Source organism: Mycolicibacterium madagascariense (assembly GCF_010729665.1).
GTDB classification, from domain to species: domain Bacteria; phylum Actinomycetota; class Actinomycetes; order Mycobacteriales; family Mycobacteriaceae; genus Mycobacterium; species Mycobacterium madagascariense.
In genome coordinates, this window is sequence record NZ_AP022610.1 from 229,644 (window position 1) to 251,570 (window position 21,927).

The following is a 21,927-nucleotide window of genomic DNA, read 5'->3' on the forward strand; positions in this document are numbered from 1 at the left end:
TGGATGAGGCGGGATCGATAGTTGTCGGCGACGCACCACGTCGACCTCGTCCGGCCCGCCACGCGGAAGGGTTCGACGGGTGTCCGGCGCGGGTTGCACTTGATGACCCAGGCGCCCAGATTCTGCGGCGTGACAGCACGTTTCGGCGCGGACCGGCTACCAGCAGCGCTTCCATCGACCCTCACGGTGCCCTGACGCTACGGCTGCTGAGACGAGGCCCGCAAGCTGCGGAGCCCGCCGGGGGTATGGCAAACCAGGTAATGGCAGTACCTCGCAGAGTGCGGGCCCGGCGAGAAGACTGGACGGGTCACGTCCCCGGCCGTCGAGGAGTCCCACATGTCCACCTGGTTGATCACCGGCTGTTCGACCGGCCTCGGCCGTGCGCTCGCCTGGAAGGCGATCGCGTCGGGCCACCACGTGGTCGCCACCGCACGCGACGCGACGACGGTCGCCGACCTCGTCGCCCTGGCCCCGGACCGGGTGCTCGCGGTCGCACTCGACGTCACCGTGCCCGAGCAGGTGACGTCTGCGGTCGCGCAGGCCGAGGACCGCTTCGGGGGTGTCGACGTGCTGGTCAACAACGCCGGGTACGGATACCGCGCCGCGGTGGAGGAGGGCGACGACGCCGACGTGCGTGCGCTCTTCGAGACCCACTTCTTCGGGACGATCGCGATGATCAAGGCGGTGCTGCCCGGTATGCGCGCGCGTCGCTCGGGTGCCATCGTCAACGTCTCCTCCATTGGGGCGCAACGCACCCCGGTCGGTTCCGGCTACTACTCGGCGGCCAAGGCCGCCGTCGAGGGCATGAGCGGCTCGCTGCGCGGAGAGCTCGAACCACTGGGCATCTCGGTCACCATCGTCGAGCCCGGTGGGTTCCGCACCGACTTCGCCGGCCGCTCACTGACCCAGTCGTCGACCACCATCGCGGACTACGCCGACACCGCGGGCAAGCGCCGCAAGGAGCACGACACCGCGCACGGTACCCAGGCCGGTGACCCCGACAAGGCCGCCGCGGCCATCATCGAGGCCGTCGAGGCCGACTCCCCGCCCGCCTTCCTGCTGCTGGGCACCGACGCACTGACCACCTACCGGAGCGTCGCCGAAGCGCGCACCGCCGAGATCGCGGACTGGGAGAAGCTGACCGTCAGCACCGACTTCGACTGAGCCGCAACGACTTTGGTCAGCCGACGGGGGCGGTGTGCTCGGTGGGCAGATCACGCTGGCTGGCGGCCCACGACGCGAGGAGCTTGAGACCGTCGGCGGTCGGGGTGCCCGCCGCCGCGGTGTAGACGTTCAGTTGCAGGCCCGGCTCGGACGGCAGGGGCAGCGCCTCGAAGTCCAGATCGAGCTGACCGACCGCCGGGTGGTTCAGTCGCTTGCGTCCCGAGCGATGGAAACGTACGTCGTGCGACGCCCATCGCTGGCGGAAGAGCTCACTGCGCGTGGACAATTCGCCGACGAGGGCGATGAGGTTCTCGTCGTGCGGGTTCTTGCCTGCCTCGAGCCGCAGCATCGCGGCGGCGTCGCGGGTGACCTTGTCGTAGTCGACGAAGAAGCGTTCGGCCTCGGCGGGATGCAGGTACACGAACCGCGTGGTGTTGGCGGGTCGTCGCGGATCGGCCAGCACGGGGGAGTAGAGCGCGCGGGCCAGCCGGTTCATCGCGAGGACGTCGTGGCGGCCATTGCGAATCCACGCCGGGGCGTCGGTGATGGCGTCCAGGATCTGCAGCAGCGCCGGCTTCAGCGTGCCGGGAGCCTTGCGTCTGCGGCGCGCGGATGCGGTGCCCGACTCCCTGGCGAGGGCGAACAGGTGATCGCGCTCGGCCTCGTCGAGTTGCAGCGCCGAGGCCAGCGCGTCGAGCACGGTCTCCGAGGCGCCGGAGAGGCTGCCGCGCTCCATCCGGACGTAGTAGTCCACCGAGACGCCGGCCAGCATCGCCACCTCTTCGCGCCGCAACCCCTTGACCCGGCGGTTGCTCCCGTAGGCGGGCAGTCCGGCTTGCTCGGGGTTGATCCTGGCGCGCCGAGAACTGAGGAACTCGCGAATCTCGTGGGGGACGTCCATGCCGGTCACGCCACCACGGTAGGCGCGCCCGTCCCGGCACGGGAGGTACTGGCGTTACCCCCTGCGGCCGGGCACGACGACGCCTGCGGGCAGCAGCGGCCGGATGTCGGGCACCTGCGCCGCCTCTACCGGGGGACCGCAGTGGTACCCCTGAACGAGGTCGCACCCGTAGGTCGCGAGTCGTGCTGCGGTGGCGGCATTCTCGACGCCCTCGGCGACGCAGATCATGCCGAGGCGGTGGGTCAGGTCGATGACGGCGCGGACGATCGCCTCGGCGCGCTCGTCGTCAAGGATCGGGGCGATGAACTCCCGGTCGAGCTTGAGTTCGTCGATCGGCAGATCCCGCAGATAGCTCAATGCCGAGTAGCCGCTGCCGAAGTCGTCGATGGCGATCCGAATGCCCAACCGCCGCATGTGCACGAGCACCTCGCGGGCCCGCCGGATGTTGCCCACGAGGAAGTCCTCGGTGATCTCGACGGTCAGGCACTCGGTGTTCAGACCGCCGTCGGCGAGGATCCCCGCGATGCGGTCGGGCAGCTCCAGATCGCCCAGCGAGGGCGGAAACAGGTTGACCGCGAACGGTATGTCGACGCCACGGGCGCGCCACGCCCCGGCGTCGTCGACCGCACGCCGCATCACCGCCTCGGTCAGCGCTCCCATCAAACCGTTCTGCCGGGCCAGCGGGAGGAAGTCGTCGGGCAGGAGCAGTCCGCGTTCGGGGTGCTCCCAGCGGACCAGTGCCTCTACGCCCGCGAGCCGACCGGTCGCGACGTCGAACTTCGGCTGATAGACCAGGGTGAGCTCGGCCTCGTCGATGGCTCGGCGGAGTTGGGCGAACAGCTGCAGACCGGCGGAGCCGTAGCGCTTGGCCTTCGCCTCGCGATCACGGGGCGGGTCGACCTCGCTCACGTCGATCAGATGCATGTCGGCGGTGTAGGCGTGCACGCCGCCGTGCTGGCTGCGCTTGGCCGAGTACATCGCCAAATCGGCGTGCTTGAGCAGACTCTCGGGTCCGTCGTCGACGACGTCGCCCGGCGCCCGTGAGGCCACCCCGATGCTGGGCCGCACGTGCACCTCGTGCCCGTCGACGACGAAGGGTGCGTCGAAGACGTCGACCAGCCGATCGCCGATGACGAGCGGTGCCGTGGCGCCGTCCTCGACGAGGACCGCGAACTCGTCGCCGCCCAGGCGCGCGACGGTGTCGCCGGCGGCCACGCACGTCCCGATGCGTTCGGCGGCGTCGACCAGCAGGGCGTCACCCGCCGGGTGGCCGAGGGAGTCGTTGACGAGTTTGAAGTCGTCCAGGTCGATCGACAGCACGGAAACGGTTCTGCCATCCCGTATTTGCATCGCCGTGGCGTGGGTGAGGCGATCGAGGAACAGTGCGCGATTGGCCAGGCCGGTCAGCGGATCGCGGAAGGCCTGCTCGGCGACGGCCACCAGCAGGCTGCGGTTCTCGTCGGCGACGATGAATTGGCGTGCCAGCACGCCGAAGACCAACACCAGGGCCGCGACCAGTAGGGGCGTCGATGCCGGGCTGATCACCATGTACACCGTGGCCGCGGGCAGCGGCAGATAGATGATCCACAGCGAGGCCCGCGAGGGAGCCCGCGCCAGGCCGAACTCGATGTCGTTGGAGCGCAACCCGATCAGCGACGCCAGGCCGAGCAGCAGCAGACCGGCCGTCCACCCGACGTCGATGACGTTGCCGCTGGCGTAGGCGTCCCTGGCGCGCAGGAGCGCAAACGCGCCGTCCGACACCAGCATCAGGGCGATGGCGAGGCAGAACACCGACATCACCGCGCGCTGTCCCGTCCGCGCCCGCGTGAGCATCAGCAGCGCGACGGTCAGCAGGATCACGTCGGAGATCGGGTAGGCCACCGACAGGGCAAAGGCAAAGAGGCTGTCGCGGTTGACCGTGAAGACGTCGTTGAGCCCGTTGGCCCAGATGATGACGAACAGCGACGCCGCGACGATGATCCCGTCGAGCACCAATCGGGTCTGCGACAGTCCCGCGCTGCCGATCGGCAGCAGCATCAGCGCCACGCAGGCGGCGACGGGGAACATCAGGTACCCGGCGTCCGACGCCGATGGGAACGGTGCGGCGTCGACCTTGAGGACCAACTCCTGGAAGGCCCACACGACGTCGCCGAAGAGCCATCCGAGCGCGGCGACGGTCAGGGCGGCCCAGGCGCGGCGCTGCCGTCCGCGGCTGGCTCGGGCCGCCACGGCAGCGCTGGTGACGGCGAAACCGCCGGCGGCGACGGAGCCCACATCGCTGACGACGCCGAGCGTGCGCGGCCCGCCCCAATCCCCGCCGAGCCAGGCAGCGAAGACGACGAAGAGGGTGGTCACGACGACGGTGATACCGCTCAACCGTGCCCGCGTCATGGAAACTCCCAGCTTGGTGATCGGCCAACGCCGCTCCTCCCGGCGATGACCGTGTCAGCTTACGCCCCAGCAGCAAACTTGCCCCGCCGCAGCGTGACGACGTGTTGGGCCGCTGGCGACCGCTCCGACGTGAACTACGATGGCGGGTCTCATGCCCGTCACGGTGCGAGGACAGGGAGGTTGGTGCGTGGAACTCACCGTGCTGTTCGACCAACTGGTGCGCTTCGAGACCGAGCTCTGGAATGCGGTGGACGCGCGACTGCGCCGCGACTTCCAGCTGCCGCTGGCCCGGTTCGAGCCCATGAAGGCCATCGACGAAGTGCCTTCGTGCCGCGTGCAGGACATCGCCGCCCGCCTCTCGATCACCATCGGCGGCACCAGCAAGCTCGTCGACCGCATCGAGTCCGCGGGTCACTGCCGGCGGGTGGCGAACCCTCGCGACCGTCGCTCGTCGCTGATCGAACTGACCCCCAGGGGCCGCCGCCTCCTCGTCGAGGCCGGCCGGGCATTCGACGAGGAATTGGCGACGCGGATCGGTTCCGCCGTGACGCCGCGTCAACTCGCGCAGTTCACCTCGGTGCTGGAGCGGTTGCGGGCCCACAGCGCGGCCGTCGACGGGCCGGGCCCGCTCACCGCGGCGGCGGCCGGCCGCAGCGACATCGCCTGATCGAAGCAGCAGTGAAACCTATTGCCACGCTTGCGGATTGACGCAGTGCGGCGGTAGCTGCCCGGAGCCCATCGCGATGGCGTTGGCGGCGCAGAGTTCGGCCATCCGGTCGCGGACCCGGACGGTCGCGCTGCCCAGGTGGGGTAGCAGGACGACGTTCGTCAGGTCGGCGAGGCCGGGCGCCAACCGGGGCTCGTGCTCGTAGACGTCCAGACCGGCGCCGGCCAGCGTGCCGTCGCGCAGCGCCGCGACCAGGGCGTCTTCGTCCACGACGGAGCCGCGGGCCGTGTTGACGAGGATCGCCGTCGACTTCATCGCGTTCAGCACGGCGGCGTCGACGAGGTGGTGGGTGCCGTCGGCCAGCGGAACGTGCAGGGAGAGGAAGTCACTGGTGTCGACGAGTTCGGCCCAGCTCACCTGGCGCGCCGGGAACGGCAGCGCGGCGACGTCGTCGTCGGACAGCGGGCGACCCGCCGGCGGGTGGGAGCAGAACACGACGTCCATGCCGAACGCGACCGCGCGCGCGGCGGTGGCCCTGGCGATCCGGCCGAACCCGGCCAGACCCAGGGTCGCGCCCGAGACGTCGTGTCCGAGAAGCAGTTCGGGGCGCCAGCCGACCCACTGCCCCGAGCGGGTCAGGCGGTCGCCCTCGACGGCCCGGCGGGCGGTGGCGAGGATCAGCAGCATGGCCACGTCGGCGGTGGCGTCGGTGAGGACGCCCGGGGTATTGCCGACGACGATGCGGTGCGCGGTGGCCGCATCGACGTCGACGTTGTCGAACCCCACGGCGTAGTTCGAGATGCCGACCAGCGTGGCCTCCGCCAGCAGGGCGGCGTCGAAGCGGTCACCGAGTTGCGCGACGACGACGTCGTAGTCCCTGGATCGACAGGCGGCCCGCAACTGCGCGGGTGTCAGTGGGTCGGCCGGTACGTGGACCGTGCCCGCCGCGCGCAGGGCGGCCATCCCCTTCTCCGGGATCGGCAGGGTGACCAGGAACCGGGGACTACCCACCGATCACCCACGGGAACGCCGTCGCCGACGCCCGGGCACCCCTGGCGGTCTTGGAACGGTTCGGCTCGTCGACCTCGGCGAGGACGGTCTCGGACAGCTCGACGACGGCGCGCAGCGTCGCCGGGGTGAGCCAGTCGGGGCGCAGGGCGAACAGCAGATCCTCGGTGGCGGTGTTGCCGCTGGCGCCGGGGGCGAAGGGGCAGCCACCGAGGCCGCCGAGCGAGCCGTCGACCATGGTGGCGCCGGCGTCGATGGCGGCCAGGGTGTTGGCCACGCCGAGACCCCAGGTGTCATGGCCGTGAAAGACCAAGCGCTGCAGGGGTCGTGCCGCGCGCAGCGCGCGGACGAGGTCGGCGACCTGGGTGGGGATGGCCTGCCCGATGGTGTCGCAGACGACGACGTCCTCGGCGCCCTCCGTGCGAGGGTCCGCGGCGATCGCCAGGACCCGCCGCGGGTCGGTGATGCCCTCGAACGGGCACGTGAAGGCGGTGGCGATGCACAGCTGTACCGATCCGCCGACCTCGCGGGCCAGGCGGAGGGCGTCGGGCATGGCGGCCACGCTGCTCTCGGTGTCGCGGCCGATGTTCGCGCGGTTGTGCGAGTCCGACGCCGACAGGCAGTACTGGAAGCGTCGCGCGCCGGCGGCCGCGGCTCTCTCGACGTGTCGCGGCGTCGCGACCCACACCCAACACCTGTCGAGTTCCTCCGGGGTCAGCGCGGCGACGAGGTCGAGGGTGTCGGCCAGCGGGGGCACCAGATCGGGTCTGGCCAGTGATCCGATCTCCAGGGCCGGCATGCCGAGGGCCAGCAACTCGCGCACGACGCGCACCTTGACGTCGGTCGGCATCGTCTTGGCGGTCAGCTGCAGGCCGTCGCGCAACGTGACGTCGCGGACCTCGGCCCGTGGCGAGTAGGGGCGCGGCTCGGTCGCCACGACGTTCTCGGTCATCGGCACCGGCACGTCGTCGTCACCAGAGCATTATGGGCGCGCACCCCGGCGGTGGGCGATCGGCCTCCGTCCCCGTCCCGTCGGGCGCGTCCTGGCAACCACGCACCCGCGGTCCGGCCAAATCCGGCCGTCCGGCGGCGGTCGGCAGCGCGGACGTCGTTACGAGGCGCTTCAGCAAGTGAACCGTTGCGCACCCGCGCCACCGCGCCGATAATGAGTCCCACCCTTCATTGGCAGCAAACAGGTGACGGAATCGGACAGCCGATGCACACGGACTCGGACCTGCACGACCTCCTCGAGGCGCGAACCATGCTCGAACACGCGCGGCGCCAGCGACGTCGGGACGCGGTCAGTGCCGCCCAGCGGCGGCTTTGCGCGGCCGCGGCGGCGGCGTCGGATGCCGGGGTGACGTGGATGCAGATCGGCGAGGTCCTCGGAATGGCCCGCGGCAATGCCTACCAGCAGTACCGGAGGCGACCCCACCACGTCGAAGCGTGCTGCGACACGGCATGACGACGTGACGGAGGTCCGGATGCTGCCACGGCGCGATCGACAGACGCTGCTCGGCGTGCCGACCTTCGCCGCCCTGCAGGCCATCTGCTCGGCCTATCTCGACGACCACCGATTCACGTCTCACCTTCGCGGTCGCCCGTGCTGCTCGTGCCGGCACGACGTCGCCGACTACGACGAGTGGGTGTTCCACGTGACCGAATTGCAGGCGAGCCACGTCGCCATGGCCATCCAGGAAGCGCGCAACTCCGACGCCGGACGTCGGATGCCGTAAGCCAGTTGTGTTGTGCGACAGCCCTTCCCTCATGAAAACTGCCGAGAAATTTTTCTGAAGGGGTCTTGGCACTCTCACGCCGAGAGTGCTAAATTTGGCCTCGCACAGTGATTGGTCGCCCGCCAGGGTGGCGGGCCCGCAAGGACATTGGAGGTGGTTGCTGTGCTCCGTTTTGATCCCTTCGGTGACGTCGATGCCCTCACCCGGACCCTGCTGCGGGGTGGCCAGAGCGGATCCGAACGCAGTCCGCTGTTCATGCCGATGGATCTGTGCAAGGTCGACGACCACTACGTGCTGACCGCTGATCTGCCCGGCGTGGACCCCGGTTCGGTGGACGTGACCGCCGACAACGGGACGCTGACGCTGACGGCGCGCCGCACGCAGCGCTCGGAGGACTCGGCGCAATGGCTGGCCAACGAACGGTTCTTCGGCACGTACCGACGACAGCTGGCCCTCGGTGATGGCGTCGACGCCAGCCGAATTTCGGCGACGTACGACAATGGCGTGCTCACGGTGGTCATTCCGGTCGCCGAGGCCGCCAAGCCACGGCGCATCGACGTCACCCACGCCGGTGGCGCCCGTTCGATCGAGACGAAGTCCGTCGACGCATAGGGGGTGACGGTATAGGGAAACGACAGCGGGAAACGACGCGGCCCGCCCCGTAGTGTCGGGGCGGGCCCGCACCCGTTCATGGCGATTGCTTGCGAAACGTGTTGTGCAACAACGCCTAACGAGGCATGGGCACCACGGGTCGCGGATGCCTGCCAAGCACTACGCCGAGCACGACCATGAGCAGCGCGAAGGCGAGATGCAGCCAATTGCCCGGCGTGTTGGCGAAGGCCGAGTGAGCCGACGGTTCCCGCCCCATCGCGAGGAACGCGACGACGTAGACGGCGCTCCCCCAGACGAGGTACGTACGGGCGCTCTCGTGCCCGCGTGACCACCATCCCCCGGCCAGGCCCATGGCCACCTGCGCGACGTCGAACCCCACCGGCGCGCCCAGCACCAGACCCGTCACCCCCGCTGCGACGAGCATCGAACTGATTGCGACACTGGCCTTTTGGAGTCGGGACGCCGAACGCGGCGTCGGCATGGGATGAGTGGGCGGCACGGCATTCGCCTTCGTCGATCTGGGGTGCGCCGTCGGGTCTGGGCAGCGGACGCGCGCGGCGACCCTGGGCACGTACCCCGCCGTACACCGCACAAACGCTAGGGCGGCGGCCCGAGCCGACCCGGTTGGCAGTTCGGGCACCACCAGGTGCGTCGCCGTTCGGGGTCGTTGGGGATCTCGGCGACCACGAGCACCGTCGTTCCGCAGCGCAGGCACGGTCGGCCCGCTCGGCCGGCCACCCAGTGCTGCTCACCCTTTCGACGACGACCGGTCGTCACCTGCATCGCGCCGGGGACGGTGGCCGAGTGCCGCAGCGCGCGGGCGCCGAGTCGCAGCAGGCCGGGAAGGTCCACGTCGCGCACCGGCGTCCACGGGTCGTGTCCGCGCAGGAAGCACAATTCGTTCGCCCACAGGTTGCCGAAACCGGCGACGCACCGCTGGTCCAGCAGCGCGGCGACGAGGGCCCGGTCGGGGTCGGCCGCCAGTCGCCGGACGGCTTCGGCTTCGTCCCAGTCCGCGCGCAGCGGATCGGGACCGAGATGCCCGACCACCTCGGCTTCGTCGCGCGTCCGCAGCAGATGCACCACCGGCAGCGTGATCCCGTAGGCGGCAGGACCGTCGGTGCGCAGCACGACGCGGACGTCGGGCATCACGTCCCGCGGCAACCAGCGCCCGGCGGCCGAGACCGTCCACGATCCCGACATCTTCAGATGGGTGTGCAGTGTGAGACCCCCGGAGAGCCGGGTCAGCAGATGCTTGCCGTGGGTGACGTGTTCGGACACGGTGTGCCCCGCCAGGTCGGCCGTGGCGTGCGCGGGCACGCGTAGCTCGCCCCTGACGAGTTCGCGCCCGCGCAGCGCGCCGTCCAGCCGCCGGGCCAACGCGAAGACGGTGTCACCCTCGGGCACGTCACCGCCGCAGGATCAGCAGTTCGCCGGTGACGGCGTGCTCGGCCGGCCCCGGATCGCGTCGGACATCGCTCGGCATGGTCACGCGTTACCCGCGCCGGTGCGGTCACAACCGGAATGCTCGGCGCTCTAGGCTGAATGGGTGTCCGACGCCGAAGCCCACGCCGAAGCCCTGCGCGCCGAGTTCGCCCGACGCAGCATCGGCGCCAACGTGTCCTCCGACGACGACGCGTGGGCGTGCAACGCGTCCATCAACGACATCCCGGTCAGCGTCTACTTCGCGATCGACCGCGAGCGCGGTGACATCCACTGGCGGTCCAATACCGAGGTGCACCGCGTCACCGACTGGGACGTCACGGCCGACGATCTCGCCGAGCGGGTCATCGACACGTTCCTCAACCCCGCCTAGCGACGCCTGCCGTCCGGCGGCGAGATTGAATGCCCTGGCACCGGGTAGGCGTCAGACATGGACGATCTGACCAAGCAGTTCACCGCCGCGCTCGACGAGTTGCACCGGGAGCGAAACGTCGAACCGCTCGTCGCACTCTTCAGTGACGACGCCGTGCTGGCGAAGGCCGGCCTGCCGCACGACCAACACGGCAAGGACGGCGCACGCCAGTTCTGGCAGCAGTACCGCGACGTGTTCGACCAGATCGACGCGTCCTTCAGCCACGTCGTCACCAGCGACGGCATCGCGTTCCTGGAATGGACGTCGCACGGGACCCTCGCCGACGGCGCGGACTTCGGCTACGACGGGGTCAGCGTCCTGCAGGCCGGCGGCGACACCATCGACGGCTTCCGCACCTACTACGACACGGCCGCGTTCCTCGACAAGCAGAGCACCGTCGGATAGTCGGCGGCCCCTCAGCCGGCCGGCCGCCGATGCAGGTCATGCCAGGTCAGCCGAACGACGGTGCCGTGGCTCGAGGTCTCGACGACCGCCTCGTCGGCCAGCGCCCGCATGAGCAGCAGGCCGCGCCCCCGCATCGATCCGGTCGGGGTGGGCGGCCGCCAGCTCCCGTAGTCCTGCACCGTGACCGACAGCGCGTCCCGCGCGGAGTCGTGATGCGCCAGCAGATCCACGATTCCCGACGATCCGGGGTAGGCGTGTTCGGCCGCATTGGCCAACGCCTCGTTGACGGCGAGCAGCACGTCGTGATGCAGGGTGACGGCCGGCGGGCAGTGCCTGGCGAGCCACCCGCCGAAGTCGGCCCGCACGCGCGCGACGGTGTCCGCGTCGGCGGGGTTCTGGGCACGCCGGAACGAGTCTGCCCCGGCCCCGGCGGCAGCGGCGGCGTCCTTGGAGGCGGGGGCGAGATCGTTCATGGTCCAGTGGGAGGTACCCGGTGCCACGCCAGCCATGCGTCACGGATGGGTAACGGGCCGGCCGAAGTCGGCAGGCGTCCGTGTCGGTGACCAAAGCCGTTGTCGGACAACGTCTCTCGCCGCATTCACAGCCGAGCTGGGACGAAGTTCACAGCAGGTTCTCCGCGCGTACGTCGTGGGCGGCGAGCGCCGCGCGCACGGCGGCCGGATCGGGGCCATCGTGGCGTAGCGGGATCGCAGCCGCCACGAATTCGTCCGGCCGGATCAGGTACATCCGGTTGGACCGCAGCCTGCCCCGGGGATCGGCCCGGTGGGCGATCGGTCCCTCGACCCACTCGGGTACGTCGGGACGCGGCACGGTGCCGGCCCCGTACGTGTGCAGCTGCCACGTCAGGGACCGCACGTCCGCGCCGTTGTCGTCCGCCGGCGGGAGCCGCCGACCGACCGTCGGGTTGTCGGCCCAGGCGGGCGTGCCACCGCCGTCGGCATTGAACGCATAGCGGATGCGGTACTGCCCCAGCAGCCCGGTGAGCCGAGCCCCCAGCGCGGTGGACAGCAGGCGCGGAGCGACGACGGCCATGATCGCGCTGAGCCGTTTGCGGAACAGGGCGATCAGCGGGTTGCGGCGGCCGATGACGCCGAACGCGCGGTCGGTGACGTGCACCAGGTGCAGGGCCACCGGACGTCGTTCGCGCGCGTAGCGGTCGAGTGCCGCCTCGGTGACTCGACCGTGGCAGACGTCGGCCAGGAGCAGGGCCAGATTGTGCGCGTCCTGCAGGCCCGTGTTCATACCCTGCCCGCCGACCGGTGAATGGACGTGGGCGGCGTCGCCGGCGAGGAACACCGATCGCACGCGAAACGCCGACGCCACCCGGTGGTGCACGCGGTAGGTGGAGAACCACTCGACCGTTCCGACCGTCAGCCCCAGGTCGTCGTGCGCCGACGCCATGGCCTGCTCCTGGGTGACGGCGTCGTGGGGGGCCAGCGAAATCAGCCGGGTGTGCCCGTTCGGCCCGAGGGGGAACGCGACGGCGAAGGTCCTGGCGCCGAACGTCAGCGCCATCGAGGACTCGGGCACACCGCGCACGTCGCGCAGGTCCGCGACCCAGAACGTGGCGTCGTCGGTGACGCCCTCGAAGCGCAGGTCGAGTTGGCGGCGCACCGACGAGGAGGCGCCGTCGGCGCCGATGCACCACCGGGCCACGATCCGCAGCAGACCGTCGGGGCCCTCGACGAGCGCCGAGATCCGGCCGTCGGCGTCGTCGGTGCGGTCGACCAGGTCGACGAGCCGGTGTTCCCACAGCACGTCGCTGCCCGCCTCGGTCAGGGTGCCGTAGAGCAGGCGCTCGTTGCGGCTCTGCTCGAAGATGCGCACCCCGGGAAACGCGGTGTCACCCACCTGTGCAGTGCTGATGTCGAGGCGGCCCGACGGCGCATCGCCGATCTGCATGGTGGTGGCGTCGAAGGCGTCGGCGATCACCTGCGCCGACAGACCGAGCTGGTCGTAGATCTCCATGGTGCGGGCCTGCACCGCGAGCGCCCGCGACTCCCGCGTGGGGCCTGCCTTGTGATCGATCACGACCGCGGGCACCCCGGCCCTGCCGAGCACGACGGCGGCCATCAGTCCCGTGGGACCCGCCCCGACGACCAGCACCTCGGTCTCGACGACGGGCAGCTCGTCGCGGCGCGCCTCGGCAGCGGTCATGGGTGTCCCCTCTCGACGGTGTCAGCGTGCCCGAGTGCGGACCTCGGCAGCAAGGGTTTGGGCTAGTCGGCGATCTCGCCGATCACCACGTCCCACTCGGCGAGGAACCTGTCGAGGCCGAAGTGCGCGACGGCGTAGTCGCGAGAAGCCTTGCCCGCCAACGCCGCCGAACCGTAGTCGACGATGAAGGCCTCGGTGGCCAGGGCCAGCGTCCGCACGTCGGCGCTGACGACGCCGGCCTCCGGCGGGATGAGCGTGCTCGCCATCGTCGATGCGAACGCCACCACCGGCAGGCCCACGTACATCGCCTGCATCAACCCGACGTCCAGCGACGTCCACCGGGCGGTGTGCACGTAGACCCGTCTGCGGGCCAGCTGGCGGAAGAGCTTCGGCCGCGCCGCGGGACCCTTGCCGCGGATGCGCGCCGCCTGGCGGAACTTCTCGGTCAGGCCCTCGGTGTCCTTGCCCCACACGTCGATCCGCGCGCGGGAGCCCAGTTCGGCGAGCAGGTCGACGCCCGTCTCGCGCACGCGGCGCAGCGGGTCGTCGATGATGGCCGCGCCCGCGGCGACGTCTCCGATGAACTGTTCCTCCGGGTCGGCCAGGCCCGGCATGATGACGGTGGTCGGGGCGGACCCGTTGTTCCACATCACCTGGTTGAAGTCCGTCGTGTGCACGATGGGAATGTCGTCGCGCCCGCCGATCGGGTGCAGGCTCTCCGCGGCGAACGGCTGCGGGGTGTGGTGCTCGACGTAGACGGCGGCCACGTCGGTGCCCGGCCGACGGTCCAGCCACCGCGCGGTCAGTTCCAGTTCGTCGGGATGCTGTAGGACGACGAGGTCGACGTCCTCGGACCGCAGGTCCGCGAGTTCGACCGTCGTGACCGCGGGTCCGTAGTCGCGCGCGGGATGGCGGCGGGGAATCAGGTAGCGGTGCGCGCCGGAGGTGAAGGACTCGGTCCACACGGGGTTGTCGTCCCACAACAAGATCGACTTGCGTACGGCCACGGACGCCATGATCGGGAATTAACCGCCCGGACGCCCGGTCAAACCCGTTTCGGGGTGCTTGCGACGACGCGCGCCGCCCCGGGTGCGGTCAGGGCTGACGCTGCTCGCGGAGCAACTCGCGGATGTCGGCGAGGACCTGGCGTATCGCTTGGAGTTCGTCGAGGACGGCGGCGATGTCGCGACGTTCCGCGAGATCCTGCCCTGGCGACTTGGGGCGGGGGGCGTCGGGATCGTCGACCTGATTGCTCACGGGAGCACCCTGCCACAGCCGCGAGGGTCGGGGCGGCGGACCCGGGGTGGTGCTGTTGGCTCAACACCGCGGTTGCCCCAGGGTCCGCCTGACGGCGAATGAACACGCAACCTCGTCGCACCCGCCGCTACTGGTTCGGGTGCCCTGCTGCGTGGGCAGGAAACGCGCCACGACGTCCCGGCCGGTTCGATTACGGACACCTCGTCGGTGTTTGCGCGCCATCTCGATCAGTTCGGCCGAAAAGGCGTAACGTGCATCACGTCGACGGTGTGCAAGTGCGGTCTCCGCGTCGGGGTCGCATCGAGGCCCGCGCACCGTGCAGGAGGGTGTGATGACTCGAGTGCCCGTCCGAGAGGTCCCGCGTCGTCGGCGTCTCGAGCGGCAGGCGCGCCCGGCGCCGTCGTCCGCGTCCCTCGACCTGACGGGCAACCTGATCCGCGCGGCCATCGCCTCGGAGGTCGAAGCCCTTGGCGGAAGTGCGGCCGACACCCGGCGGATCGCCGACCTGGCGGCCTGCGCGCTGTGGACCGGTTCGGCGGCAACGGCATTCGGCCTCTGACCGAACCCGCTGCGTCGGCTCGCTAGTCGCGGTCCGACCAGCGGAACACCCGCAGACAGCAGAGCAGCCCACCGATGCTCCAGACGGCCAGCACGAGGAACACCCGCCCGTGCTCCCAACTGCCCGCCGGCTCGAACACCACCATCTGCGGGGGCAGCAGCACCGACCGGAAGCCCTGCGCCATCCACTTGATCGGGAACACCGAACCCACGACGAGCATCCACGTCGGCAACGACATCAGCGGTACGTAGGTGCCGGACACGAACTGCAGGGCCACCGCCGGTCCGTTGGTGATGACCGCCCCCGAGACCGCGTTGCTGGCGACGTTGCTCACCAGAATGCCCAGCAGCGAGCAGCTCGTGATGCCGAGGACGAAGACCCACGCCAGCGTGAACCAGCCGTAGCCGTCCGCGGGCAGTCTCAGCTTGAAGACGAACACGCCGACGGCCAGGAGGATGACGGCCTCGGCGAAGCTCGCGATGGCCACCAGGGCGATCTTGCCGACGAAGTAGGACACGGCGGTCGCGGGGGTCCCGCGCAGCCGCCGCAGCGCGCCGGTGTCCCGGTCGGCCGCGATGCTGATGCCCAGATTGATGAACGACGTCGAGAGGATGCCGTAGGCGAGCATGCTGGCCGCGATGACGGCGCCGGTGCTGGTGTCGCTGTTGGGGAGTTTCGCCGAGAAGATCGACCCCAGCAGCAGGCAGATCACCGCGGGCATCGAGAACGTCAGGGCGAGCTGCTCGGGCCGCCGGTAGAACATCTTCAGTTCCGGACCGATGCGCGAGCACCCGATGCGCAGGGCGGACGGCAGCGGCGCCGGATCGGGCCCCGCGACCCCGGCGCGGTGCCTACCGTCCTGCTCGATCGCCATCAGGCGAGGCCGATTAGTTGCAGGTAGGCGTCTTCGAGGGTCGGCCGGGTGACGGTCAGCTGCGCCAGCTCCGCGCCCTCCGCCGATCGTTGCCGGATCACCGCGGTCGGCTCGGCGGTCCGCACCTCGTGGACGCCGTCAGCGTCGACCCACCGGACCGTCGCCACCGCGTTCGCGTGCGCGGTCAGACCCGACGGGGTGTCCATCGCCACCACCCGGCCCGCGGCGATCACCGCGACGCGGTCCGCCAGCGCCGCCGCCTCGTCGAGGTAGTGGGTGGTGAGCAGGATCGTCGTGCCGTCGTCGGCGAGCAGCCGGATGAGATCCCAGAACTGGTGCCTGGCCTCCGGATCGAACCCCGTGGTCGGTTCGTCGAGGAACAGCAGCCGCGGTCGCGCGATGATGCCGAGCGCAACGTCGAGCCGCCGGCGCTGGCCCCCCGACAGCGTCCGCACCCGCGACCCGGCGGTGGCCCCGAGGCCCACCAGGTCGAGCAGCTCCCCGGGGGCGCGGGCCGTGCGGTAGCACCTGGCGAACATCCGGATGGTCTCGCTGACCGTGAGCATGCCGAAGTCGCTGGCCTCCTGCAGCACGATGCCGATCTGGGCGCGCCAGTCGCGGCCCGCCTCGGCAGGGTCCACGCCCAGTACGCGCACCTGTCCGGCGTCACGGCGCCGGTGGCCCTCCAGGATCTCGATGGTGGTCGACTTCCCCGCCCCGTTCGGACCGAGGATGGCGACCGTCTCGCCGGCACCCACGTCGAGATCGAGGTCATGGACCGCCTGCAGGCGACCGTAGGCCTTGGACAGACCGCGGACGAGCACCGCCGGCTCGGTCATGGCTGCGGCTCCGGATCGCCGGCCCCACCCTCGAGTTCGGCGAGCAGCTCCCGCAGGTCGGCCTCGGACAACCCCGCGATGAGCTCGTCGACGTCGGCCGCGGCGGGCGTCTCGTCGAGCGAATCCGACTGTGGCAGTTCGATCTTCGCGAGGACGCGGTGCGACAGCGACGTGACGCTGACACCCCGCAGGATCTCGAGCACCGGGAGGTCGATGGCGAACGTGGCGTTGATCCGCAGCCGGAACTCCATCGCCATCATCGAGTCCAGCCCGAGGTCGTCGAGGCTCTCGTCGGGCTCGACGTCGGCGACGGCGCTGTCGAACACGGTGGCCACGATGCGCCGAACGTGATCGGTCACGACGTCGAGCCGCTCGGCGGGCGAGAGGTCGGCGAGACCGGCCAGCACCGACGATCCCGCCTCGGCGGCCTCGGGGGAGGCGTCGACGGTCTCGAGGCCGGCGAGCATCGGCGGCAGGGCGCCACCCAGCCCGAACTGGCGGGCCTTGTTCCAGTCGGCGCTGATCGCGACCACGGCCGGGGTGCTCTGGTGTAGCAGCCGGTCCAGGATGCGCGAGCCCGCCGCAGGCGTGATCAGCTCGATGCCGCGACGCTCGTAGACCTTCTCCAGCCCCAGCTCTTCGACCATTCCGACCGACCACGGGCCCCAGCCGATGGTCAGCGCGGGCAGTCCGCGGGCCCGCCGGTAGTGCGCGAAGGCGTCGAGGACGGCGTTGGCGGCGGCGTAGTTGCCCTGGCCGGGGGAGGCGATGACCGACCCCGCCGACCCGAACATCACGAAGAACTCCAGATCGTGGCCGTCGAAGACGTCGTGCAGCACGCGCGTGCCGGCCACCTTGGGCGCCAGCACCCTGGTGAAGTCGTCCTCGGTCATGTTGATCAGCAGCCGGTCCTCGACCGACCCCGCCGCGTGGACGATCCCGCGGACCGGGCGCCCGCCGTCGCGCAGGTGGTCGGCGAGCCAGTGCCGCACCTGCTCGGCGTCGGTGACGTCGACCGCGGCCGTCGTCACCCGCGTGCCGAGCCGCTCGATGCGGCCGATCGTCGCCACGGTCGCGAACGCCGGATCCTCCGGCGCGAGGTCATCCCACCGGGCGCGCGGCGGGACGGCGGTGCGATTGAGCAGCACGACGTGGCGGGCGCCGCGCTCGGCCAGGTGGGTGGCGACGCTGCGGCCCAGGGCCCCGCCGCCACCGGTCACGACGTAGGCCGCGTCGGCGGTGAGCTTGGTGGGGAACGGCGTGCGCAGGTGCGCGCAGGGCCGCAGCCGCGGCACGAACGTCGTGTCACCGCGGAGGGCGACCTGGTCCTCCGGGCCGTCGGCGAGCAGGTGACGGCAGATGCGGGCGGCGGTCGCGGTGCGGTCGTCGGCGGTGTCGACGTCGACGAGACCGCCCCAGTTCGCCGCGGCCTCCTGGTGGCCGATGACGCGACCGAGACCCCAGATGGCCGCCTGCTCGACGGCCAGCAGCTCCGACCCGGGGATCGGTTGGGCGTTCGCGGTGACGAGATGCACTCGTGGCGAACCGGTTTCGCACGCCGCCAGCGCCTTCATCAGGTGCAGGACGGCGAAGACGCCGAGCCGGTGGTTCACCTCGGCGTCCGCGCCGTCGACGACGTCCAGCGGCCAGCAGTCCACGATGCCCGCCAGGTCGGGCGTCTGCGCGAGGTGCGCCTGCACCAACTCCTCGAACTGGTCGCGCAGCGCCGGGTCGATCGCGTATCCGGAGTCGACGACGGTCACGCGACGACCCAGCCGGCGCAGCCGGTCGGCCACGGCCGTGCCGACCCCCGACGCGTCGGCCAGGACGAGCCAGGACGCGTCGCCGGTCTCGGGCTCCCCCGCGGAAGCAGTTGCCTCCCAGCAGATCTCGTAGAGACCCCGGTCGATGCGGTCGGTCGACGTGGCCGACGAGGCGCTCAGCGACCGAACGGTGAAGCCGGTGAAGACGGCGAGCGGCTCCCCGAGGCCGCTGGCGACCGTCACGTCGCTCTCGATCTGCTCCCCGGTGGCCGAGACCACGCGGACCGACACGGTCATCTTCTCCTCGGGCGGACCGTAGACGGCGCAGCGCCGGATCCGCGTCGGGACGAAGGTACCGTCGCCGCCCCCGGTGAACGTGGCGCCGAACAGGGTCTGGAAGGCGCCGTCCACCAGCGCGGGATGGAACCCGTAAGCGTCGAGCTCGTCGGCGATGGGCGCGGGCACCGCGAGTTCGGCTCTCGCCCAATCGGTTCCGGCGACCAGGCTGGTGATCGGCCGGAACGCCTCGCCGTAGTCGAACGCCATCGCCACGGTGCGGTCGTAGAACTCGGCACCGTCCAGCGAGCCGGTCTCACCGGTCTCGTCCGTGGCGTCACCGCCCGCGGGTGGGCGGCCGAGGACGTTGAGTTCGGCGGTGGCCGTCAGCGTCCACGCGAAGTCACCGGTGCCGGCGGGCGTGAACGCGGCGAATTCCAGGGTGCCCCGGTCGCGGTCGAGCGTCGTCCTGACGAGGGGATCGCACGCGTCGTCGAGGATGAGCGCGCGGTGCAGCACCAGATCGTCGACGGCATAGGCCGCGCCGTAGGCCTCCGTGGCGGCCGCCATGGCCATCTCGACGAACACCGCACCCGGCACCACCGTGGTGCCCTGCACCCGATGGTCGGAGAGGAACGGCAGGGTCGCCGTGCTCAGCTCGGCCTCCCAGGTGGGGTGCACCCCGTCGACGGGCTGCCCCAGCAGCGGATGCACCGGGCGGTAGTGCAATTCCTCTGCGGCCTCGGGGTTTTCGTTCCAGAAGCGCTTGGTCTGCCACGGGTAGGACGGCAGCCGCAGCAGTCGGGCCCCCGCGCGTGGGTGCAGCGCCGCCCAGTCGACGTCGCGGCCGTGGCCGTACAGGTGGGCGACGCAGCTCATCAGCGTCCTACCGTCGTCGTCGTTGCGGCGCTGGGCGGCGATGGTCGAGACGCGTCGCGCCCCGGCGGTCTCCAGGATGGACGACGCGAGAACCGGGTGCGGTCCGAGCTCGACAAAGTGCGTGTATCCGTCGTCGAGCATCTGCCGGACGGCCGGTTCGAACAGCACCGTGGCGCGCGTGTTCTGCCACCAATATGCCGCTCCCGCAGCATATTCCGTCAACCGGTCACCGGTGACCGTGGAGTACAGCGGCACCGTCGCCGACGCCGACGACAGCCCGGCGAACGCGTCGTAGAGCTCGTCTCTGACGAGATCCATGTAGTGCGTGTGGTAGGGCACCTCGACGGGCAGGAAGCGGTGGAAGACCTCGGCCCGGTCCAGCTGCTTGGCGATGCCCGCGAGCGCATCGGCGTCGCCGGCGACGGTCACCGCGAACGGACTGTTGATCGCGGCCACCGACACCTCGTGGCCGAACCGGGCGCGCGCCTCGGCGTCGAGGTGGTCCATCAGCGCGTCGGCGCCGAGGCCGACCGCCAGCATGCGGCCCATGCCGGTGGTCCGCTGCTGCAGCCTGCTGCGGTGGTGGATGACGTGGACGGCCTGCTCGAAGGTGAGCAGCCCGGCCAGATGATGCGCCGCCACCTCGCCCGCGCTGTGCCCGATCACCGCGTCGGGGTGAATCCCGAACGCGCGCAACTGTTCTGCCAGCGCCACCTGCACCGCGAAGTTGGCCGGCTGGGCGACGTCGGTGCGGGCCATCCGCGAATCGGCCTCGTCGCGACGGAGTTCGTCGAGCACGGACCAGTCGGCGTAGCGCGACAGTTCGCGATCGGTGCGCGCGATGCTGTCGGCGAAGGCCGGGTACTCGTCGAGCAGCCCGCGGCACATCCGCCACCACTGCGGCCCCATGCCGGTGCAGACGAACGCGACCTTCGGCGGGGTCGCCGTGCGGCCCGACGACACCGGCGCCGCTCCCGCGGCGAGTTCGGCGAGCTGCGAACGGACGTCGTCGATGCCGGACACGACGAGGGCGCGGCGGTGGTTGAGGTGTGAGCGGCGCCGGCCCAGGGTGTAGCCGAGGTCGGCGAGCGAGGTGTCGGGGTGGGCCTCGACGTAGCCGGCGAGGCGGTCGGCCGTCGCGACGAGGGCCTCCTCGCTGCGCGCGGAAATCGGCAGCAGGGTCAGCGGGGGTCGGCGGTCGGCCGTCGGGGCAGGCGCGTCGACCGGGGCGGGCGGTTCGGCCAGCACGACGTGGGCGTTGGTCCCGCCGAACCCGAACGAGTTGACCCCGGCGATGCGCCGACCGCCCGCGGGGAACGGCCGACCCGTCCGCGGCACCTCGACGTTCAACTCCGCGAACGGGATTCGCGTGCTGGGGTGGTGCAGATGCAGGTTGGCGGGCACGTATCCGTGCTTGAGCACCAACGCCGTCTTGATCAACCCGGCCACTCCGGCGCCGGCCTCCAGGTGACCGATGTTCGTCTTGACCGATCCGATCAGCAGCGGCTCCCCGGCCGGACGGTCGAACGCGAGCGCGCCGGCGAGTGCCCGCATCTCGACCGGATCACCGACCGGCGTCCCGGTGCCGTGGGCCTCGACGTACCCCACCTCGCGGGGCGCGATGCCGGCGCGGCGCAGCGCCGTCGTGATGGCCGCGCCCTGGGCTTCCTCGCGGGGCACCGTGATGCCGTCGGTGCGGCCGTCCTGCGACACCGCCGTGCCGAGGAGCTGGGCGTAGATCCCGTCCCCGTCGCGCAGCGCATCGGCGAGCGGCTTGATGAGGACGACCGCCCCGCCCTCGGCGCGGGCATATCCGTCGGCGGATTCGTCGAAGGCCTTGCAGCGCCCGTCGGGGGACAGGAACCCGCTCTTGGACTCGGCGATGGCGGTGCTCGGACCGATGATGACGTTGACGCCGCCGGCCAGGGCGAGATGGCATTCGCCGTTCCAGATCGCTTGGGCGGCAAGGTGAACGGCGACGAGCGAGCTGGAGCACGCCGTGTCGACCGTCATGCTGGGCCCGCGCAGGTCGTAGGCATAGGAGAGCCGGTTCGCCAGCATCGTCATCATCATCCCGGTGGCGGAATGGGTCTTGAACCGGTAGCGGCTGGTGCGCCCCTGGTTCTGCAGCAGCTGGTAGTCCAGGGTGAAGCCGCCGACGAACACGCCGACGTCGGTGCCCGCCAGGTCCTCGGCGGGAAGGCCCCCGTCCTCCAGGGCTTCCCACGTGGTCTGCAGCAGCAGCCGCTGTTGCGGATCGAGGAGGTTGGCCTCGCGCGGGGAGATGCCGAAGAACTGGGCGTCGAACTGGTCGATCTCGCTGAGGTACCCGCCGCGGCGGGTCACCATCTTGCCCGCCTTGGCGGGATTTGGGTCGAAGTAACGCGTTGCGCTCCAACGAGTCTCGGGAACGTCGCGCGTCGCATCGGTCTCGTCGCACAGCAGCCGCCAGAACTCCTCCGGCGATCCGACGTCACCCGGTAGGCGGCATCCGATGCCGACGATCGCCAACGGCTCGCGGTCGCCCTCGCTGACCATCGTCATCCTTCGTCCAATGACATGA

21 protein-coding genes are annotated in these 21,927 nt (G+C 70.8%); 8 read left to right on the forward strand and 13 right to left on the reverse strand.

Annotated features, from left to right (window positions below; translation table 11 throughout):
* The first annotated feature begins 336 nt into the window (after positions 1-336).
* Positions 337-1,164, forward strand: coding sequence for an oxidoreductase (locus G6N60_RS01145; protein ID WP_163731350.1), 828 nt, complete (start codon positions 337-339; stop codon positions 1,162-1,164).
* 16 nt (positions 1,165-1,180) lie between these two features.
* On the opposite strand, the gene G6N60_RS01150 is transcribed toward G6N60_RS01145, so the two are convergent.
* Complete coding sequence (locus G6N60_RS01150) at positions 1,181-2,065, reverse strand: helix-turn-helix transcriptional regulator (RefSeq protein ID WP_197746968.1); 885 nt, start codon at positions 2,063-2,065, stop codon at positions 1,181-1,183.
* A 54-nt stretch (positions 2,066-2,119) separates the two neighbouring features.
* Entirely contained in the window at positions 2,120-4,456 is a 2,337-nt protein-coding gene (locus G6N60_RS01155; RefSeq protein ID WP_163731356.1) for a putative bifunctional diguanylate cyclase/phosphodiesterase, read from the reverse strand.
* A gap of 187 nt (positions 4,457-4,643) precedes the next feature.
* Here G6N60_RS01155 and G6N60_RS01160 point away from each other — a divergent pair, with 187 nt between their 5' ends.
* On the forward strand, positions 4,644-5,123 hold the full coding sequence (locus tag G6N60_RS01160; protein ID WP_246240161.1) for a MarR family winged helix-turn-helix transcriptional regulator: 480 nt from the start codon (positions 4,644-4,646) through the stop codon (positions 5,121-5,123).
* A gap of 18 nt (positions 5,124-5,141) precedes the next feature.
* Here G6N60_RS01160 and G6N60_RS01165 read toward each other — a convergent pair whose 3' ends face one another.
* Both G6N60_RS01165 and G6N60_RS01170 read right to left on the reverse strand, forming a co-directional pair.
* On the reverse strand, positions 5,142-6,134 hold the full coding sequence (locus G6N60_RS01165) for a 2-hydroxyacid dehydrogenase (RefSeq protein WP_163731363.1): 993 nt from the start codon (positions 6,132-6,134) through the stop codon (positions 5,142-5,144).
* Positions 6,127-7,083, reverse strand: a complete 957-nt coding sequence (locus G6N60_RS01170; protein ID WP_163731367.1) for a hydroxymethylglutaryl-CoA lyase-like TIM-barrel protein — start codon at positions 7,081-7,083, stop codon at positions 6,127-6,129. The genes G6N60_RS01165 and G6N60_RS01170 overlap by 8 nt, the downstream gene beginning before the upstream one ends.
* Positions 7,084-7,347: 264 nt before the next feature.
* Here G6N60_RS01170 and G6N60_RS01175 point away from each other — a divergent pair, with 264 nt between their 5' ends.
* The 3 genes from G6N60_RS01175 (at position 7,348) to G6N60_RS01185 (ending at position 8,479) form a co-directional block, all read left to right on the forward strand.
* Complete coding sequence (locus G6N60_RS01175) at positions 7,348-7,596, forward strand: hypothetical protein (protein ID WP_163731370.1); 249 nt, start codon at positions 7,348-7,350, stop codon at positions 7,594-7,596.
* A 19-nt stretch (positions 7,597-7,615) separates the two neighbouring features.
* Positions 7,616-7,867 (forward strand): hypothetical protein, encoded by a 252-nt coding sequence (locus G6N60_RS01180; protein WP_163731373.1) that lies wholly within the window; start codon positions 7,616-7,618, stop codon positions 7,865-7,867.
* A 162-nt stretch (positions 7,868-8,029) separates the two neighbouring features.
* The gene (locus G6N60_RS01185; protein WP_163731376.1) at positions 8,030-8,479 is read left to right on the forward strand and encodes an Hsp20/alpha crystallin family protein; all 450 of its coding nucleotides are present in this window, start codon (positions 8,030-8,032) and stop codon (positions 8,477-8,479) included.
* Between the two features lie 115 nt (positions 8,480-8,594).
* Here G6N60_RS01185 and G6N60_RS01190 read toward each other — a convergent pair whose 3' ends face one another.
* Positions 8,595-8,903, reverse strand: coding sequence for a DUF4383 domain-containing protein (locus G6N60_RS01190; protein WP_163731379.1), 309 nt, complete (start codon positions 8,901-8,903; stop codon positions 8,595-8,597).
* Between the two features lie 173 nt (positions 8,904-9,076).
* On the reverse strand, positions 9,077-9,886 hold the full coding sequence (locus G6N60_RS01195) for a DNA-formamidopyrimidine glycosylase family protein (RefSeq protein WP_163731382.1): 810 nt from the start codon (positions 9,884-9,886) through the stop codon (positions 9,077-9,079).
* A 142-nt stretch (positions 9,887-10,028) separates the two neighbouring features.
* On the opposite strand from G6N60_RS01195, the gene G6N60_RS01200 reads away from it, so the two are divergent.
* Both G6N60_RS01200 and G6N60_RS01205 read left to right on the forward strand, forming a co-directional pair.
* Entirely contained in the window at positions 10,029-10,295 is a 267-nt protein-coding gene (locus G6N60_RS01200) for a hypothetical protein (RefSeq protein WP_163731385.1), read from the forward strand.
* Positions 10,296-10,352: 57 nt separating this feature from the next.
* A complete protein-coding gene (locus G6N60_RS01205; RefSeq protein ID WP_163731387.1) occupies positions 10,353-10,739 on the forward strand; it encodes a nuclear transport factor 2 family protein in 387 nt (128 codons plus the stop codon).
* A gap of 11 nt (positions 10,740-10,750) precedes the next feature.
* On the opposite strand, the gene G6N60_RS01210 is transcribed toward G6N60_RS01205, so the two are convergent.
* From G6N60_RS01210 to G6N60_RS01225, 4 genes are all read right to left on the reverse strand, one after another.
* On the reverse strand, positions 10,751-11,248 hold the full coding sequence (locus G6N60_RS01210) for an ATP-binding protein (protein ID WP_246240164.1): 498 nt from the start codon (positions 11,246-11,248) through the stop codon (positions 10,751-10,753).
* 112 nt (positions 11,249-11,360) lie between these two features.
* Positions 11,361-12,917 (reverse strand): FAD-dependent monooxygenase, encoded by a 1,557-nt coding sequence (locus G6N60_RS01215; RefSeq protein ID WP_163731391.1) that lies wholly within the window; start codon positions 12,915-12,917, stop codon positions 11,361-11,363.
* 62 nt (positions 12,918-12,979) lie between these two features.
* Positions 12,980-13,933, reverse strand: coding sequence for a glycosyltransferase (locus G6N60_RS01220; RefSeq protein ID WP_163731394.1), 954 nt, complete (start codon positions 13,931-13,933; stop codon positions 12,980-12,982).
* A gap of 79 nt (positions 13,934-14,012) precedes the next feature.
* The gene (locus G6N60_RS01225; RefSeq protein WP_163731397.1) at positions 14,013-14,174 is read right to left on the reverse strand and encodes a hypothetical protein; all 162 of its coding nucleotides are present in this window, start codon (positions 14,172-14,174) and stop codon (positions 14,013-14,015) included.
* A gap of 331 nt (positions 14,175-14,505) precedes the next feature.
* Here G6N60_RS01225 and G6N60_RS01230 point away from each other — a divergent pair, with 331 nt between their 5' ends.
* On the forward strand, positions 14,506-14,733 hold the full coding sequence (locus tag G6N60_RS01230; RefSeq protein ID WP_163731400.1) for a hypothetical protein: 228 nt from the start codon (positions 14,506-14,508) through the stop codon (positions 14,731-14,733).
* Positions 14,734-14,755: 22 nt separating this feature from the next.
* On the opposite strand, the gene G6N60_RS01235 is transcribed toward G6N60_RS01230, so the two are convergent.
* From G6N60_RS01235 to G6N60_RS01245, 3 genes are read right to left on the reverse strand one after another with little or no spacing between them, the layout of a single operon-like run.
* A complete protein-coding gene (locus tag G6N60_RS01235; RefSeq protein WP_163731402.1) occupies positions 14,756-15,607 on the reverse strand; it encodes an ABC transporter permease in 852 nt (283 codons plus the stop codon).
* On the reverse strand, positions 15,607-16,446 hold the full coding sequence (locus G6N60_RS01240; RefSeq protein WP_163731405.1) for an ABC transporter ATP-binding protein: 840 nt from the start codon (positions 16,444-16,446) through the stop codon (positions 15,607-15,609). The genes G6N60_RS01235 and G6N60_RS01240 overlap by 1 nt, the downstream gene beginning before the upstream one ends.
* Positions 16,443-21,908: a type I polyketide synthase gene (locus tag G6N60_RS01245; protein WP_308206281.1), complete on the reverse strand. Its 5,466-nt coding sequence runs from the start codon at positions 21,906-21,908 to the stop codon at positions 16,443-16,445. Before G6N60_RS01245 ends, G6N60_RS01240 begins: the two co-directional genes overlap by 4 nt.
* Positions 21,909-21,927 lie beyond the last annotated feature (19 nt).

What these genes read in the sequence shown, in the direction of transcription:
- G6N60_RS01145 (WP_163731350.1), top strand. Translation starts at nt 337, where the DNA reads ATGTCCACCTGGTTGATCACCGGCTGTTCGACCGGCCTCGGCCGTGCG.
- G6N60_RS01150 (WP_197746968.1), bottom strand. Translation starts at nt 2,065, where the DNA reads ATGGACGTCCCCCACGAGATTCGCGAGTTCCTCAGTTCTCGGCGCGCC.
- G6N60_RS01155 (WP_163731356.1), bottom strand. Translation starts at nt 4,456, where the DNA reads ATGACGCGGGCACGGTTGAGCGGTATCACCGTCGTCGTGACCACCCTC.
- G6N60_RS01170 (WP_163731367.1), bottom strand. Translation starts at nt 7,083, where the DNA reads ATGACCGAGAACGTCGTGGCGACCGAGCCGCGCCCCTACTCGCCACGG.
- G6N60_RS01175 (WP_163731370.1), top strand. Translation starts at nt 7,348, where the DNA reads ATGCACACGGACTCGGACCTGCACGACCTCCTCGAGGCGCGAACCATG.
- G6N60_RS01180 (WP_163731373.1), top strand. Translation starts at nt 7,616, where the DNA reads ATGCTGCCACGGCGCGATCGACAGACGCTGCTCGGCGTGCCGACCTTC.
- G6N60_RS01190 (WP_163731379.1), bottom strand. Translation starts at nt 8,903, where the DNA reads ATGCTCGTCGCAGCGGGGGTGACGGGTCTGGTGCTGGGCGCGCCGGTG.
- G6N60_RS01205 (WP_163731387.1), top strand. Translation starts at nt 10,353, where the DNA reads ATGGACGATCTGACCAAGCAGTTCACCGCCGCGCTCGACGAGTTGCAC.
- G6N60_RS01210 (WP_246240164.1), bottom strand. Translation starts at nt 11,248, where the DNA reads ATGGCTGGCGTGGCACCGGGTACCTCCCACTGGACCATGAACGATCTC.
- G6N60_RS01215 (WP_163731391.1), bottom strand. Translation starts at nt 12,917, where the DNA reads ATGACCGCTGCCGAGGCGCGCCGCGACGAGCTGCCCGTCGTCGAGACC.
- G6N60_RS01220 (WP_163731394.1), bottom strand. Translation starts at nt 13,933, where the DNA reads ATGGCGTCCGTGGCCGTACGCAAGTCGATCTTGTTGTGGGACGACAAC.
- G6N60_RS01230 (WP_163731400.1), top strand. Translation starts at nt 14,506, where the DNA reads ATGACTCGAGTGCCCGTCCGAGAGGTCCCGCGTCGTCGGCGTCTCGAG.
- G6N60_RS01235 (WP_163731402.1), bottom strand. Translation starts at nt 15,607, where the DNA reads ATGGCGATCGAGCAGGACGGTAGGCACCGCGCCGGGGTCGCGGGGCCC.
- G6N60_RS01240 (WP_163731405.1), bottom strand. Translation starts at nt 16,446, where the DNA reads ATGACCGAGCCGGCGGTGCTCGTCCGCGGTCTGTCCAAGGCCTACGGT.
- G6N60_RS01245 (WP_308206281.1), bottom strand. Translation starts at nt 21,908, where the DNA reads ATGACGATGGTCAGCGAGGGCGACCGCGAGCCGTTGGCGATCGTCGGC.